This is a genomic window from Galbibacter orientalis DSM 19592, from assembly GCF_000260115.1.
GTDB classification, from domain to species: Bacteria; Bacteroidota; Bacteroidia; order Flavobacteriales; family Flavobacteriaceae; genus Galbibacter; species Galbibacter orientalis.
Genome location: NZ_JH651379.1, coordinates 42,641 through 57,942, shown reverse-complemented (window position 1 = coordinate 57,942; position 15,302 = coordinate 42,641). Strand labels below are relative to the sequence as shown.

Sequence of the window (15,302 nt, the reverse complement as noted above, 5' to 3'; positions counted from 1 at the left end):
AACCCATTTGGTGATTGATTAGACTAACACTCAATTATTTTGATAGGGTTTTGACAACTTATTCTTTTAAAAATTTTATTACCGGTTGAATAAAACTATCAAACTTCTCAATATGAGGTAAATGCCCTATATTTTCTAATTCCACTAATTGTGCATTAGGAATTTCCTTTTGGGTTCTTTTACCCAATTCATTATAAAGCCCCATGGTTTTTCTAACATCTTCAGAAACAAGCGGTTTTCCAAGAGCCGTTCTATCTCTTATGCCAATAATTAAAAGTGTTGGAGCGGTAATATTTTTAAATTCGTAAACCACAGGTTGCGTAAAAATCATATTATAGGTTAATGCTGAATTCCATGCAATTTTTTTATAATCTGAATTTAATGTCCAACCCGCTAATAGGTTCACCCATTGATCATATTCAGATTTCCATTTGTTGTCATAATAGTTTTCTAATTGATATTTCTTTATGCCGTCATAACTACTTTTAAGTTCATTTTGATACCACCATTCCACAGGTTTGTATGGTGCTTTTAGTTTCCAATCTTCCAATCCAATAGGGTTTTCTAATATTAGTTTTGTGATTGTTTTAGGGTACATTAAGGCAAAACGTGAAGCTATCATACCTCCCATAGAATGTCCTAAAATGGCTGTTTCCTTTATGTTTAAAGTATCAAGTAGCGTTTTGGTATTTTGTGCTAATTGTTGAAAGGTATATTGAAAATGTTCTGGTTTCGAGGATTTACCAAACCCAATCTGATCGGGTACGATGACACGAAAACCTTCTTTGCTTAATGCTTCGATTGTTGTTTTCCAATAAGCTCCATTAAAATTTTTTCCATGAAACAAAACAATGTTTTTACCATTGTAATTTTTAGGGGTAATATCCATATAAGCCATTTTTAAATCTTGCTCTTGTATTTTCAACTCCAAAATAGAAACAGCATAAGGATATTGATAGTTAGACAATTCAATGTCCAACCATTGTAGGCTATCAGATTGTGCTATCGTAAACTGAAAAGTAATTAAAAAGGTTAATATAGATAATAAGTTCATTTTCATCGTTTTTATATTTTATGGATTGTTGTTTATGTAATATCTGTTAGCAAAATGATTTTTGAAAAATGAGCATTTTCAGCTTTATTAATTGAACAACATAAAGACACAAACAGGTAAGCGTTTGTTTGTTAAACTCTTCCTTAGGTGAGTTGTGCATTTGGGGTGAGTATATTTTTGTACCGTCCCTAAACTCGCTTGACGATTATACAGACTTCTTTATTAGATGGCAACAACGTTAGTGCATTAAGCCAATTTAATCGGAGTCAAATTATCTGTTTCTTCGGGAGTAAAAAGTCTGTAATGAATCTGAAAGGTTTTTCCGAGTGGTGTTTCGAGTGAAAATCCTCCAGCTCCAAATCCGTCGGTTACATCGAGTGTAAAATGAGAATGTTTCCAGTATTCAAACAAATCGTGATCCACCCAAAATTCGCATCCTTCCACTTCTCCGATACAAACATCATTCATCCGCAAATAAATACCTCCTTTTTCAAAACATTGTGGTTGTGTACCTTCGCAACATCCTCCAGCTTGGTAAAACATTAGTTCACCGTGTTTTTTTTGCAGCACTTTGATTAAATCATTTGCTTTTTCTGTACTGTCTATGCGAGATATCATAATTTATTGATTTTGGTTGTTAAAAAAAGAGCAAACCCTAAATGGAATTTGCTCTTTTCAAAACGTTAATTAAAAGAATCCTTGTTTTTTCTTGTCATAAGAGATTAGCATATTCTTGGTTTGACGGTAATAGCCTAACATCATTTTGTGGTTTTCTCTACCGAATCCAGATAGCTTATATCCTCCAAACGGAGCTCCTGCAGGATACGCATGGTATTGGTTTACCCAAACTCTACCAGCCTGAATGGCTCTTGGTACCTGATACAATTCGTGTGCATCGCGAGTCCAAACACCTGCCCCTAGACCGTAAAGGGTATCGTTAGATATTTCTATGGCTTCTTCAACTGTTTTAAAAGTTGTAACTGCCAATACAGGTCCAAAGATTTCTTCTTGGAAGATTCGCATTTTATTGTGTCCTTTAAACAAGGTTGGTTTGATGTAATATCCACCTTCCTGATCGCCGTCCAACTTAGCAGCTTCACCACCAGTTAATAATTCTGCTCCTTCCTCTTTTCCTAACTTCAAATAAGATAAAATTTTGTCATACTGAACTTTAGAAGTTTGTGCTCCCATCATCGTGGTTTTATCTAACGGGTTGCCCATTTTGATGGCTTCAACTCTTTCGATAACCCTTGCAATAAATTTGTCGTAGATATCTTCTTGTATAAGCAATCGGGTTGGAGCTGTACAGATTTCTCCTTGGTTTAGGGCAAACATAACTGCGCCTTCAATTGCTTTGTCCAAGAAGTCGTCATCTTCATCCATTACGGAATTAAAGAAGACGTTAGGTGATTTTCCTCCTAACTCCATAGTCACAGGAATGATGTTTTCAGTAGCGTATTGCATCACTATACGTCCTGTTGCAGTTGAACCAGTAAAAGCAGCTTTTGACACTTTCTTATTTGTAACCAAAGTTCTTCCCAGCTCAGAACCGAAACCGTTTACGATATTCAGCACGCCTGCAGGAAGTAAATCTTCAATTAATTCCATCAGAACTAAGATTGAAGTAGGTGTACTTTCTGCTGGTTTTAAGACAATAGTACAACCTGAAGCCAAGGCAGGAGCAAGTTTCCATACCGCCATTAAAATCGGGAAGTTCCACGGAATGATTTGCGCTACGACTCCAATCGGTTCGTTAACGATTAGGGAAACTGTGTTTTGATCCAGTTCGCTAAGAGAACCTTCTTCTGCTCTAATAACACCTGCAAAATAGCGGAAATGATCAATTGCTAAAGGAATATCTGCATTCATTGTTTCCCGGATTGCTTTTCCGTTGTCGATGGTTTCAACTGTCGCAATGTATTCCAGGTTCTCTTCAATTCTGTCTGCAATTTTGTTCAGAATGATGCTTCTTTCGGTTGCAGAAGTTTTACTCCAAGTTTTAAAAGCTTCGTGAGCCGCATCTACAGCCAAGGTAATATCCTCTGCGGTAGAATGTGCAGCTTTGGTAAATACCTTACCGTTAATTGGAGAAATATTGTCAAAATACTTTCCCTGTGCAGGAGGTGTCCATTTTCCGTTGATATAGTTATCGTATTTTCCCTTAAATTCTGGCCAAGCCAATATTGTTTCTTTACTCATAATTATTGTATTTAGATTTTTTTTTTTTGTTAAAAAGACATAATTGTATTATTTTTCAGTAAAAGGTAACATCATATTTAAAGTAATTATGCCTTTAGTAAACCAGTATAACTGGTTTAAGCAAGGTACAATTTTTTTACTCCCTTTCCCTTAATTTTTGTATTTTTAACTATTATAACGTCTTTATTTTCATATGTTTTCAACAAAAATCTAGACTATATTAGCATGTTTTTGCTTGCTGATTTTATTAAGCAATACTAAGTCATCCTTGTCTAATTTTAATGATGTACTCGACAAGATTTGCTCTAGTTGCTCTTTGGATGTTGCGCTGGCAATGGGACCACCAATATGAGGTTGAGCAGATAACCAAGCCAATGAAACCGTTGCAGGAACGGTATTGTGTTTTTCAGCTATTTGGTCCAAAGCATTTAAAATATTCAAACCTTGTTCATTCAGATACTGAGCCATTCTTTGTCCGCGCGGGCTTTTGCTAAAATCAGTTTCCGAACGATATTTTCCTGTTAGAAAACCTGCCGCTAATGCGAAATAAGGGAATACCGTTAAATTATATTCTGCAACGATGGGTGCATAAACGGTTTCGTATCCTTTTCGCTCTACTAAATTGTACAAAGGCTGCAATGCCTGATATTTAGGAAGGTTGTTTTTCTCTGAAAATTCCAATGATTCACGAAGTCGCTCCGGAGAAATATTTGAAACCGCAATGTGTTTTACTTTTCCAGCTTTTACTAACTCATGAAACGTTCTAAGGGTTTCTTCTATTGGTGTTTTTTCGTCGTCGTAATGCAAATAATACAAGTCGATGTAATTGGTTTGCAATCTTTCCAATGATTTTTCAACCCCTTCCAAAATGTGTCTTCTGCTAGAGTCTGTTTCGTGTACTCCGGTAGGTCCGCCTACTTTTGTGGCAATAATTACTTTGTCGCGGTTACCTCGGGCTTTCATCCATTTTCCAATGATGGTTTCCGATTCTCCACCAACACCTCCGTTTATCCAATATGAATACATATCTGCTGTATCGATAAAGTTAAAGCCTGCTTCGATGAAAGCATCTAATAATTCAAAAGATTTTTGCTCGTCTAAAGTCCATCCGAAAACGTTTCCCCCTAGGTTGAAAGGTGCTACTTCTATGTCTGTTTGTCCTATTTTTATTTTTTTCATTTTAAATTGTTTTATAAAAATTAATGTGTAACCTTTTTTATAAAGATTATTTTAAATTGGGTAACCCATTAATTTAATACGCTGCTGTAAATCGTTCTTGATGATGTTTTGGACTTTCAACTTCATCTAATATAACAACAGCTACATCTTCTCCTGATAGACTAGATACATTGTTTTGATCAAAAACTGGATTGTCTTTTCCTAAACGGTATTGGCCTGTTCTACCTGTAGTTATTCCAGGATGCATATCAATTGCGGGACTAAAAAATGCCCAATCAATATCTTTTTCCTCTTTTAAAATATTCAGATAATCCCTTGCAGCAGTTGCTCCAGGTTTTATTTCTTTAGGAAAATCAACCATATCTACTATTTGTTGCTTTTCAGTTGTATAGAGACTTCCCGCACCGCCAATAACTATTAGTCTTTGAGCACTCGCTTTTTTTACGGCTTCTTGAATTGATTTAGAACCGGCAATAAAATCCTCATAAATATTAGGGTTTGTCCAACCAGCATTGAATGCGCTGATGACAACATCTTGTCCTTTCAATGCTTCAGTAAGCTTCTCTACATTATTGACATCCACAGAAATTTTATTCACTTTTTTATCTATGATTGTATCTGTATTTCTAGCAATTGCAGTTATTTCAAAGTCTCTGTTTCTTGCTTCATTCACTAATTTGGAACCTAAAAACCCTGTTGCCCCAATGATTACTATTTTCATAATTGTATTGTTTAATATCACAATTGTGCTTATATCAATTTGTATCGGTGTTTATGTCCATCCCAACACAATAAGCTGGTATAATGCAAATTACCTACTGGAGTGGAGCATTGGATAAGGAAATCAAATCTAGCTTTCATTTTATAAGCTTCAATTGTAGCTAATCCTCCCATACTTTGTCCTAGCCCCTCAATCTTTTTCTCTAGCAAATTTTCATCTCTTCTTAGGAAATAAATAATGCTATCGATATCCGAAGCATACCTAAAAAGTGGAAATAAAGCTGCTGGAACTAGAGCACGTAAAGCCTCTTTAGAGCTTACGAAGCTTTTTAAAGAGTTTAGAAAAGTGTCCGTTGAAGAAGGAAAAAAGTAAGTAAACAAAAAAGACAGACTAATAGGTGTTAGTCTGCCTTATCATGATCGCTATTTTAGTAATAGCAAAAGAGAGCGTTTATGTGTTTATAGTTAAGAATTATCTACTATTGCTGCATCAGGTGCATTTGATTTAACAGAAGCGATTCCAGTTTCCATAGCCGAAGTACTCGAATACATCTCACTAGTGCCAATTACTTGACCATTACTCGATTTTAAATTAAAAAACGGACTTCCATCTTTGGCGGTATTCCGTTCAAACATTGCATCATCTTGAGCATTTTTCTTTACAGAGTCGATACCATTCTCACAAGCTGATTTAGTGGTGTACCCTTGACTACTTAAGATCACTTGTCCATTCGTAGCTTTTAGATTAAACCGATATTTATCAGATGTATCGGTGTTTATTTCAAATTTTCCCATGGTTTGTTAATTTTAGTTTGAATATAAAACTTTTAGAGGGAGTTTCAAAATATCCTATACGTTATTGAAAAAATTAAGAGTTTAAATCAGTCTATTTAAGATAGTATTTTTTTAAATCCACCGCGCTCCTCATTTTTATTTTCTAAAAAGTCCTTTTTGGTAAATCCTTCTCTTGGATTTACTCGGCAAAGTCCTGAAAATAAAAATTGAGTCTTCCCTACATTTTAAGGGTTTTATAATAAAAGAAGCCGTTACCTGTTTTTCGGGATAACGAAAAACAGCGGTAGTGGTCTAAGGATTGCTAACCCGAAATCATTTTTTTAGGCGTTTAACTTCCCGTACACGCCTTCAAAAATGTATCGGCTAAGCATTCCTAAACCCCTATAGAACCTGTCAAGACTATAACAAGTTTTGCTTAGAAATAAGGTTTCTACTTCCTTGTAAATCCTAAGGTTTACTGACGTCAGCAGACACTCCTGATTTCTGCTCAAAAGTCTTGACAGAACCTACTGCTTTTATAAGTGCTATGCACGCAAGAAGGCAAACAAACACCCCTTAAAATGTTAGCTTATTAATAGGATGAATCTTTTAAATGAAATGTTGAACACTATTTTTTAAACTAGTAAAAAATTCAAGAAACGTCATTATTAAAGAACTTCACTCAAAAGCTTGCAGACAAAGGGCATTTAGGAACCTTTTAAATTTTTTAATTATGAGTACTTTAAAAAATCAAGTGCAACTTATCGGAAACGTAGGGCAAGAACCACAAGTAACCGTTTTAGACAATGGCAAAAAAGTAGCTAGAATTTCACTAGCTACCAATGAGAACTTTAAAAACTCCAAAGGGGAGAAACAAACCAATACCGATTGGCATCAATTGGTAGCCTGGGGGAAAGTGGCTTCCCTAATCGAAGATTATGTATTTACGGGTAAAGAGATAGCTGTACAGGGAAAACTCTCCTCGCGCTCTTATGAGGATAAAGAAGGCGTAAAACGCTATGTAACCGAGGTTATCGTTTCAGAGATTTTATTTCTTGGTGGAAACCAAGCAAGTTAAAAAGCAATACAGCAGGTCCCCCGACCTGCTGTATTTAACTATTTCGGATCAATTTAAAATTGAATAGTTATGTTAAACAAAGTTAATGAAATTCAACTCTCGTATAAAGAAAGTTTTTTGACCAGTTGTGAAACAACTATTTCCAGTAGTAGCAAAGCTGCTGCTATTCTTTTACAATCCTTTGATATGAATACCATCGCTTTACAAGAGACTTTTAAAGTCTTATTGTTAAATAATTCGAATAAGGTAAAAGGAATCTATACGCTTTCCATAGGCGGTATCACGGGCACTTTAGTGGATATCAGAATCTTATATGCTGTTATTACTAAAAAGTTTATCTACAGCTGTAATTTTATGTCATAACCATCCCAGTGGCACACTAAAAGCCAGTGAACAGGGTAATGAAATTACACAAAAATCAAAAAAGCAGGTTCGTATCTTGATGTGAAAGTATTAGACCATATTATTTTAAGCCCCTGTGGGAATTACTTCAGTTTTGCGGATAATGGTTTGTTATAAATTGAATTTTAAAGTATACAATAATGGTTTATTTAAATTACAATAATCTCGATAAGGAAACCCAAAATCGGTTGCTTTCTATGTCCAAAAAAAGATATAGAAAGTCGATTAGGGAAACAATTAAAGCACTACGCTAGGGAACACTATGTAAATTATGAATCCCTATTGGAAGAAGAAGCGATACGAAATCTATACAATTATAAGTATGTTTTCAATATCTAAATAGCAAATAATACCAATCAAGCCCATCGATTATGATGGGCTTTTTTTATGGGTAATCCCTTGAAATTAGTATCTTTAAAACAAGAGGTAACAGCCTTTTTGGTCATCAAAATAGGTTCGTTTTGATAGCTTTCCAAACGAACGATTTGACTTTCCTTATATGACCATTTTAGCACAATTAAAATAAGGCACCCACTTTGGTGGGGTGTATGAATTTTGTCCCTGCGGGACAAAAAGGAGTAGCAAGAGGGTAACACGCGTTGCGGTGTTCCGATTTGTTTTTAGATTTTAATTAACTGACAATCAATTATTTAAAAACAATTTAATTGTACCGATTTCCAGGGGTTTACAGTAAATACCGTTGGAATGCCCATAAAAAGGGACTTTTTTACAGTAAATATGGAAAAAACATATGAAAAATATCGCTTTTCAGCTATTAGTATTAAAAAAGAAATAGCAGATCGGTTTAGGAGATATTCCAAAGACGTTTCTAAATCACATTCGGAAACGCTAGAAGCCATGCTGAACTTTTTTAAATGGAATAACCTTTCTCCAAATGAGAATCTTGGAGTGAAAAAGGATGATACCAAAAAACGTATTAATGCCCTGATAGCCATCATTCGTAACATTGAAAAAGAGCAAACCCTTCCCACTAAAGCGATGTTGGATATTTTATTTCAAGAGGTTTCTCAAATGGAATCCCACAGTAAACAATGGAAAGAACAGGAGGGAAGCTTTGATTTTGGTGCTCCCGAACTCTTAACCAGGGATGCCGAATTAGAACATTACCGTAATCGTTATGAAGAGATGCAAAAGGAACTGAGTCATTATAAAAATAGGGTAGAGGAGCTATGGAATCAATTAAACTATGTAAAAGGAACTTTTGGAAAAGGATATCATAAACTGGATATGGATAAAAATGAATTGGAGAATTTTAAAAAATCGTTGAATCATGTACATCACCATTACCGCACAAAGTCTTAGTGGGAATTTTGGACAAAGTGCAGCCGCTTTTGTGGATTATCTCGAAAAAGAGAATGAAGGAAAACCCATGCCTGAACTAGAACAGTTTTTTGATCAACATCATAATGACATATCCGCCGAAGAGGTTGTCAAGGAAATTGATAGCAATACAGCTAAACTTAAAAAAGCAGAGCCCAAATTTTATTCCATTACATTGAATCCAAGTCAGCGGGAACTCAGAGCTATTGGAGATGCTCCTGAAGCTTTAAAAAAGTACACTAGAGAAGCTATGAAAACCTATGCTAAAGCCTTCAATCGGGAAATTGACGGGAAGCCTGTATCTATTGATGATATTAAATATTATGCCAAGGTGGAGCGACAACGCACCTTTAAAGAAACCGATAAACAGATTCGGGAAAATCAACCTTATGCCTCTCAAATATTAGAGTTGAAACAAGATATTCGACGGATAGAGCGAGGAGAAGTGCGTGGAAATATTAAGAAACTTCAAAGACAGATCAATCATCTAGAACAAAAAGCACCACATCAATTGAATGGAAAACGAATTGTTCCTGGGATGCTCAAACCAGGTCCTCAAAGTCATATTCATATTATTGTGAGCCGCAAGGACACATCTAATCGTTATAGCTTGTCTCCAGGAAGTAAGTACAAAGCTTCGGAAGTGGAAATGAACGGCAAAACGGTGAAGCGAGGTTTTGTTTAGCTTATACGTTTTTTAAGCTTTATGCGGGGGTGTACATGCTTGTACCTGCCTTCTTTTTGGTCAATGTATTTGTAAACAACCTTTACACTGAAATCAATACCCATTTTTGGATGGACTTGTTCGGTACAGATTGGGGAGATGAATTTTTTGCTCCAGTGGTTGAATGTGCTTCCATCGGGTTTATTGTACTACTCAAATTTAAACTGTATCGAAAAGCCAGCACCTTTGTCCTAAGACTTTTTACTGGAAGTTCGTGAAAACTAAAATCAAATCAGTATGCAAATACCTTATAAAAATATCTTTGATGTGCTTCGCACCAACCGTTTTATCGTAATAGCAACTGTGGGCTGTTCTGCTTTAGTTTGTGTTGTATCTATCCTGATGACCATCAAGATTCACAGGGAATCCCAAAACAATGCTTTTGTAGTAAGTAGCAAAGGTGACATCATCCCTTTAAAAGTAGTACATCAACGAGAAAATTTGGAAGTTGAGGCCTTGGCACATTTAGAACGCTTTCACCACTACTTTTATAATATTGATGCCAATAATTACAAGAAGCAAATAGAAAAGGCGCTTTGGCTTAGTAACAATGCTGTAGCGGATTTGTTTCGACAAAAACAGGCAGAAGGTGTTTATAATCGTCTTTTGCAATATTCCCTTGTACAGAACGTCATTAGTATTCAGTCTAAGGTTGAACTGGAGAGCGAACCTTATAAATTCAAGACCGTAACCATTTTCCAAATTAACCGAGGCTCCATAATCGATACTTATGAACTTATATCTAGCGGAAACCTGATTCATGTGGATCGGAACTTTCCGCATAACCCTCATGGGTTATTGATTACAGACTATTTTGAAAATACACTTAGAAAACTTGAAGATTATGAAATGAGCCATAACCAATAAGTAGATGCTCTATAATGTTAGATGGCGAATTCCATCTGACCAATTGAAAAAATAAAAAGCACAGATGAAAATCCAGAAAAGTAAAATTGTAATGGTGTTGATCATTGCAAGCGTGGTCTTATTTATTGTTTTTTATGCCATCATCACTTTTAGAAAGGATGAAGATGCGACTATTAAAAACAATCAAGTGCTTGTCCCTAAACTAGGTAAAGAGCAGAAACAATATGAAAGTAAAATGGAGGCTATAGAGGCCTTAAAAGAAGCGCGGGAAATCAATGCCCCAAGTGTCTATGATGATAGTTTATTGGACTCTTTAGGATATTACAATGTAGAGCAAGATAGTATCCGCAAAAAAAGAATGATTGACAGTGTTTATTTTCTGGGCCAAAAGCGATATGAAAACATAGCAGCATTAAAACAGTTAGAAGAAAATTATTCAGATGAGCCTAAGGAGCCCATACATCAAGTTTATGATATTTCTGAGATCGATACTTCTACCATTGAAGAAAAAGAATTACAGATTCGCGCAAAAGAAATAGGATTGGAACATCAACTCTTTTTTGCTTCAAATCCAGAAGAAAACGTTGAACAGCATTTACGTAATACAGATGAAGAATTAAGGGTGCGAGTAGATGGTACGCAAACCGTAAAGCAAGATTATAGATTACGTATGCGACTTTCCAATTCTGCCAAAGTAGATGGAATCACTCTTGATAAAAATACCTTACTGTATGGTTTTGTAAGTTTTAAACCCAATCGAACCCTCTTACGTATTGAACAGATTAATGGTCGCAACATTCCATTTGAAGCCTTTGATCTTGATGACGGGAGTAAAGGAATTTATATAGAAAACAGTTTCCAAGAAGAAATACGAAAACAAGTGGTTGGTGATGTGGTAGATGATATCAACCTAGCTGGAGTACCACAAGTAAGTGGTATCAAGCAGCTTTTTAGAAGGAGTAACCGACAAGTGAAGGTGACGGTAATGGACAATTATCAATTAATATTAAAACTCAAGCAATGAGACATTCTTTGTTATTTCTTGAACATATAAGGAGATGATTGTATGGATGTTTCATTTGACATTTGAAAAACATTAAATATAAAGACATGAAAACAATAATTATACTTATAACCATAATTCTATCAAGCTCTTTACATGCCCAAGTTATATTGGATACGTTGTATGCTAATAATAAGAAAAGTGTGGCGTTGTTTTTTCCACAGGCTATCCGTCAAGGAATTACAGGGGCTTCTCATTTTGTATTTACTTATAATCGGGAGACAAAACAGTATTTCGGGTTATTACAAGCGCAGTCTGGGGAAGCAAGTAATTTGTTAGTTGTTACTGATGATGGGCAGGTGTATTCATATATTTTAAAATATGCAGAACAGCTACCTAAACTAAATTATTTTGTGTCAAGAACAGAAAGTATAGGTACTGAAGTACCGCTTTCAGCGAAGCCAAAACACAAACAGATAGCATTGGATAGTATGGAGAAAAGTATGGCATACTATAAATCCTTCAGTAGATATTTACTTAAAACCACCCCTAAAAGATTAGCTTTTAAAAAAAGGAATGGAATTAAACTACAGCTTCAGAAAATGGTTTATCACAAATCTGAAACTTATTTAGTTATGGAAGTATCCAATACTTCGGGTATTACTTTTGAAACTGATTTTTTAAAAGTTTACAGTGTCAGTGGGAATAAAAAGCGAAAATCTTCTTACCAAAGACTTGAAATGAAACCGATATACATTTGTAACCCTCATAATAAGATATGGAATGGTCAGTTACTTAGATTTGTATATGTACTGCCAAAATATGTGCTAGGAGACAAGGAAAAATTATTGGTGGAATTGCAAGAATTGAATGGAGGTAGGAAGGTGGTTTTAGAATTCCGCCACATCTAAGCAAATGACTATTATGTTTTTGTCAAAATTTGTGTAATTACAATCATAGATAAGGTTTTAATAGAGCCCTTTTTCACGGTATTAATAGATGGAGTTACTTTAAATCCCGAGTAAACGAAGGTAATATTTACGTTCGAGCATCAAACAGAGGTAAAAAATAACTATATTTACTCTCGTTTAAATAACACATGTAAATTTTACCCTCGTTTAAATGACCAAGTTTAATAGAAATACACCGTACAATAATTTACCTCAGTTACCACCTAAAACAAATTTAGAAACTACAACTGTGTTGCGAAAAACAATTGAGGCTAGTAGGTCTTTAGCACAACTTAATGGTATGCTAACAAATTTACCTAATCCAACCTTATTTTTAGACACCATTCATTTACAAGAGGCTAAAGCTAGTTCTGAAATTGAGAACATTATTACTACCAACGATGACCTATACAAATCTATAGTTGCAGATAAAAAATTTGACAATCCAGCTACCAAAGAAGTTATTAGTTACAAAGAAGCGTTATGGAACGGTTTAAAAATCATAGAGAAGCGTCCCTTTATAACAACTAATTTGTGTATTGAAATTGTACAAAGTATAAAGAAAAATAAAGCAGGGATACGATCTACTCCTGGAACAGCTCTAAAAAATTTACAAGGGGAAACAATATATATCCCGCCTACAGGCGAAAATGTAATAAGGGAAAAACTAGATAATCTAGAAATATTTATCAATAATGAAAGATCAATAGATCCCTTAATAAAAATGGCATTATTACATTATCAATTTGAGGCGATTCATCCGTTTGGAGACGGGAATGGTAGAACAGGTAGAATTTTGTTGTTACTTTATCTGAAATTAGAAAAACTGCTGGATACACCAGCTATTTATCTAAGCGAATACATTATTAAGAATAAAGCTGAATATTATTCTAAATTACGTCAAGTAACTGAAGATCAAAATTGGGAATCTTGGATACTTTACATGCTCGAGATGATTGATTATACCGCTAAAAAAGGACTGGAACGCTTAAAAAGTGTTACAGGCTTAATGGAAACTATGGGAGAGGAAATAAAAAATTCATTACCTAAAGCGTACTCAAAAGATTTGGTTGAGACTCTTTTTAGACTGCCTTACACTAAACGTCAATTCTTAGTTGACGCTGGATTAGGGACATCAAAAACCGTTGGTAATTATCTTTCAGATTTGGAGAAGACAGGTTTTCTAATCTCTGAAAAGGTAGGGAAAGAAAAACTATATCTAAATCATAAATTGATGGCCATTTTAGAGCAGTAAAAAATATAATTTTTGATTTGGACAAGATTTATGATTAGCGACTCCCAAAGTCTTTTATTTGGTAAAACACACTGGGTTTGCCAATCAAAATCAATATTCAACAAAAAATATGAAAAAAGGAAAATGTTTTACCTATGTTTTACCTGAGCTGGATTAGGGCATTAAAAAAGGGTCTCAATCTCTTGAAACCCTTGTTATTCCTAGTAGCGGGAACTGGACTCGAACCAGTGACCTTCGGGTTATGAGCTTTGTCTTTAGAGGCTCAATATTTACCGTAAACCCTCTGAAATCAATGATTATTGCTAGGATTCAATAATTTGAAATATCAATTAATATCATCTAAAATCAAATTATTCTGTACCTATTCTGTACCCATTTTTAAAAATATTCCTTATTTTTATACCTCTTAAAATTTCTCACGATGGCAGCCATAAAGATTGTAAGAAGAAAAAATAAGCAAAAAAGGGATGGTACTGCTCCACTCGCAGTACGAATCAGTAAGGATTATAAAACTAATTATTTCTTTACTGGTCTATACGTACTAGAAAAGGATTGGGATAACGTTACGGGAAAAGTCAAAAGTTCCCATCCAAATTCAAAAAAGCTGAACAACTTCTTAATGAAAAAGCTCATTGAAGCGAATGATGTATCTTTTAATTCAAAAGATAGCGTTACTCCAAAACAGGTTAAACAAAAACTCAAAGGTGCAAGAGGTTCAAAATCTTTTTTTGCCGTTGCTTCCGACCGTATAAAAAGCAAATATGAGCGTGGTACTTTCTCTGTAGCAAAATCCGAATTATCCATTCTTTACAATCTAGAAGAATTTCTGAACTTGAAAACGGCATTGGACAAGGCCACAATTATTAATGACATTAGAGAACGTCGTAAGAAACGCATTAGCAAGGGGCGTAAATCGGAAAATTCTTTTATAGACTCAGTTCAATATTTCAAAAAGAATAAAACATTACGATTTCAAGATATTAATGAGCGCTTTATTGAAAGGTATAAAACATTTTGCAAAGCTGATTTGGGACAAAAAACGCGTACCATTACCAATCAACTTATTTTCATCCGGACACTTTTCAACTTAGCGATAAAAGAGGGGGTTGTAGATTCGAAATACTATCCGTTTGCAGGGGATAAGGAAAAAATACGAATCGGATCCGGACATAAAATTGGTTTGACTATAGAAGAGATAGAAAGAGTTGAAGATCTAGACTTAGAAAAAGGAACTTCCATTTGGCATACGCGTAATGTGTGGTTGGTAGCTTTTTATTTCGCGGGAATTCGCATATCCGATATTGTACAGCTTAAATGGACTGATTTTAAAGATAATCGTTTGTTTTATGTAATGAACAAAAATGAGAAACCACTTAGCCTTAAAATCCCAGATAAAGCAAAAACAATTTTGGATATCTACAAAAAAGAAAAAAGAATCAATAATGGTTTTGTATTTCCTTTTTTGAAAGATGCTGAAGCTAAAAATGCAGAAGGTATTTTTATAAAAACAAGAAATGCCACAAAGCTTTTTAATAAATATTTGAAGAGGATTTCTGAACAATGTAAAATAGAAAAAAACTTATCTAACCATATTGCCCGACACAGTTTCGGGAATATAGCTGGGGATAAGATTCACCCTTTAATGCTGCAAAAATTGTATCGACATAGTGACTTAAAAACGACTCTAAATTATCAAGCCAATTTCATACATAAAGATGCTGATGATGCGTTAGATAGCGTGATAAACTTTTAATTA

15 protein-coding genes and 4 pseudogenes are annotated in these 15,302 nt (G+C 34.7%); 13 read left to right on the top strand and 6 right to left on the bottom strand.

The genetic code is table 11. The features are described from left to right. Window positions 1-58: 58 nt before the first annotated feature. The 5 genes from JOOMADRAFT_RS00325 to JOOMADRAFT_RS00305 all read right to left on the bottom strand — a co-directional run bounded on the left by JOOMADRAFT_RS00325 (window position 59) and on the right by JOOMADRAFT_RS00305 (window position 5,153). Window positions 59-1,054: an alpha/beta fold hydrolase gene (locus JOOMADRAFT_RS00325; RefSeq protein WP_008610599.1), complete on the bottom strand. Its 996-nt coding sequence runs from the start codon at window positions 1,052-1,054 to the stop codon at window positions 59-61. 246 nt (window positions 1,055-1,300) lie between these two features. Then, window positions 1,301-1,672: a DUF779 domain-containing protein gene (locus JOOMADRAFT_RS00320; protein ID WP_008610598.1), complete on the bottom strand. Its 372-nt coding sequence runs from the start codon at window positions 1,670-1,672 to the stop codon at window positions 1,301-1,303. Between the two features lie 69 nt (window positions 1,673-1,741). Beyond that, on the bottom strand, window positions 1,742-3,253 hold the full coding sequence (locus tag JOOMADRAFT_RS00315) for an aldehyde dehydrogenase family protein (RefSeq protein WP_008610597.1): 1,512 nt from the start codon (window positions 3,251-3,253) through the stop codon (window positions 1,742-1,744). A 210-nt stretch (window positions 3,254-3,463) separates the two neighbouring features. Then, window positions 3,464-4,432 (bottom strand): aldo/keto reductase, encoded by a 969-nt coding sequence (locus JOOMADRAFT_RS00310; RefSeq protein WP_008610596.1) that lies wholly within the window; start codon window positions 4,430-4,432, stop codon window positions 3,464-3,466. A 73-nt stretch (window positions 4,433-4,505) separates the two neighbouring features. Further along, window positions 4,506-5,153 (bottom strand): NAD(P)-dependent oxidoreductase, encoded by a 648-nt coding sequence (locus tag JOOMADRAFT_RS00305; RefSeq protein WP_008610595.1) that lies wholly within the window; start codon window positions 5,151-5,153, stop codon window positions 4,506-4,508. A 237-nt stretch (window positions 5,154-5,390) separates the two neighbouring features. Here JOOMADRAFT_RS00305 and JOOMADRAFT_RS20060 point away from each other — a divergent pair, with 237 nt between their 5' ends. Further along, the gene (locus JOOMADRAFT_RS20060) at window positions 5,391-5,525 is read left to right on the top strand and encodes a histone H1 (protein ID WP_085942216.1); all 135 of its coding nucleotides are present in this window, start codon (window positions 5,391-5,393) and stop codon (window positions 5,523-5,525) included. Between the two features lie 92 nt (window positions 5,526-5,617). Here JOOMADRAFT_RS20060 and JOOMADRAFT_RS00295 read toward each other — a convergent pair whose 3' ends face one another. Continuing rightward, on the bottom strand, window positions 5,618-5,947 hold the full coding sequence (locus JOOMADRAFT_RS00295) for a YegP family protein (RefSeq protein ID WP_008610594.1): 330 nt from the start codon (window positions 5,945-5,947) through the stop codon (window positions 5,618-5,620). A gap of 712 nt (window positions 5,948-6,659) precedes the next feature. On the opposite strand from JOOMADRAFT_RS00295, the gene JOOMADRAFT_RS00290 reads away from it, so the two are divergent. The 12 genes and pseudogenes from JOOMADRAFT_RS00290 (at window position 6,660) to JOOMADRAFT_RS00245 (ending at window position 15,299) form a co-directional block, all read left to right on the top strand. Then, on the top strand, window positions 6,660-7,004 hold the full coding sequence (locus tag JOOMADRAFT_RS00290; protein ID WP_008610593.1) for a single-stranded DNA-binding protein: 345 nt from the start codon (window positions 6,660-6,662) through the stop codon (window positions 7,002-7,004). Between the two features lie 69 nt (window positions 7,005-7,073). After that, window positions 7,074-7,367, top strand: coding sequence for a JAB domain-containing protein (locus JOOMADRAFT_RS00285; RefSeq protein ID WP_394358995.1), 294 nt, complete (start codon window positions 7,074-7,076; stop codon window positions 7,365-7,367). Continuing rightward, window positions 7,318-7,523, top strand: a pseudogene (locus JOOMADRAFT_RS20695) (JAB domain-containing protein). The gene JOOMADRAFT_RS00285 and the pseudogene JOOMADRAFT_RS20695 overlap by 50 nt, the downstream one beginning before the upstream one ends. 23 nt (window positions 7,524-7,546) lie before the next feature. Then, window positions 7,547-7,745: pseudogene (locus JOOMADRAFT_RS20410) on the top strand (hypothetical protein). 399 nt (window positions 7,746-8,144) lie between these two features. After that, window positions 8,145-8,729 (top strand): BfmA/BtgA family mobilization protein, encoded by a 585-nt coding sequence (locus JOOMADRAFT_RS00280; protein WP_040879414.1) that lies wholly within the window; start codon window positions 8,145-8,147, stop codon window positions 8,727-8,729. After that, window positions 8,698-9,426, top strand: a pseudogene (mobB, locus tag JOOMADRAFT_RS00275) (MobB family relaxase); the annotation flags it as partial. The gene JOOMADRAFT_RS00280 and the pseudogene mobB, both read left to right, overlap by 32 nt. Before the next feature lie 2 nt (window positions 9,427-9,428). Then, a pseudogene (locus tag JOOMADRAFT_RS20405) lies at window positions 9,429-9,689 on the top strand (hypothetical protein); the annotation flags it as partial. Between the two features lie 19 nt (window positions 9,690-9,708). Beyond that, window positions 9,709-10,338, top strand: a complete 630-nt coding sequence (locus tag JOOMADRAFT_RS00265) for a conjugal transfer protein TraK (protein ID WP_008610589.1) — start codon at window positions 9,709-9,711, stop codon at window positions 10,336-10,338. A gap of 64 nt (window positions 10,339-10,402) precedes the next feature. Next, window positions 10,403-11,362 carry a conjugative transposon protein TraM gene (gene traM, locus JOOMADRAFT_RS00260; RefSeq protein ID WP_008610588.1) on the top strand — a complete coding sequence of 320 codons (960 nt, stop codon included), beginning with the start codon at window positions 10,403-10,405 and terminating at the stop codon, window positions 11,360-11,362. A gap of 86 nt (window positions 11,363-11,448) precedes the next feature. Further along, window positions 11,449-12,252, top strand: a complete 804-nt coding sequence (locus tag JOOMADRAFT_RS00255) for a DUF4138 domain-containing protein (RefSeq protein ID WP_008610587.1) — start codon at window positions 11,449-11,451, stop codon at window positions 12,250-12,252. A 211-nt stretch (window positions 12,253-12,463) separates the two neighbouring features. Further along, complete coding sequence (locus tag JOOMADRAFT_RS00250) at window positions 12,464-13,546, top strand: Fic family protein (protein WP_008610586.1); 1,083 nt, start codon at window positions 12,464-12,466, stop codon at window positions 13,544-13,546. Between the two features lie 421 nt (window positions 13,547-13,967). After that, window positions 13,968-15,299: a site-specific integrase gene (locus tag JOOMADRAFT_RS00245; protein ID WP_008610585.1), complete on the top strand. Its 1,332-nt coding sequence runs from the start codon at window positions 13,968-13,970 to the stop codon at window positions 15,297-15,299. Window positions 15,300-15,302 lie beyond the last annotated feature (3 nt).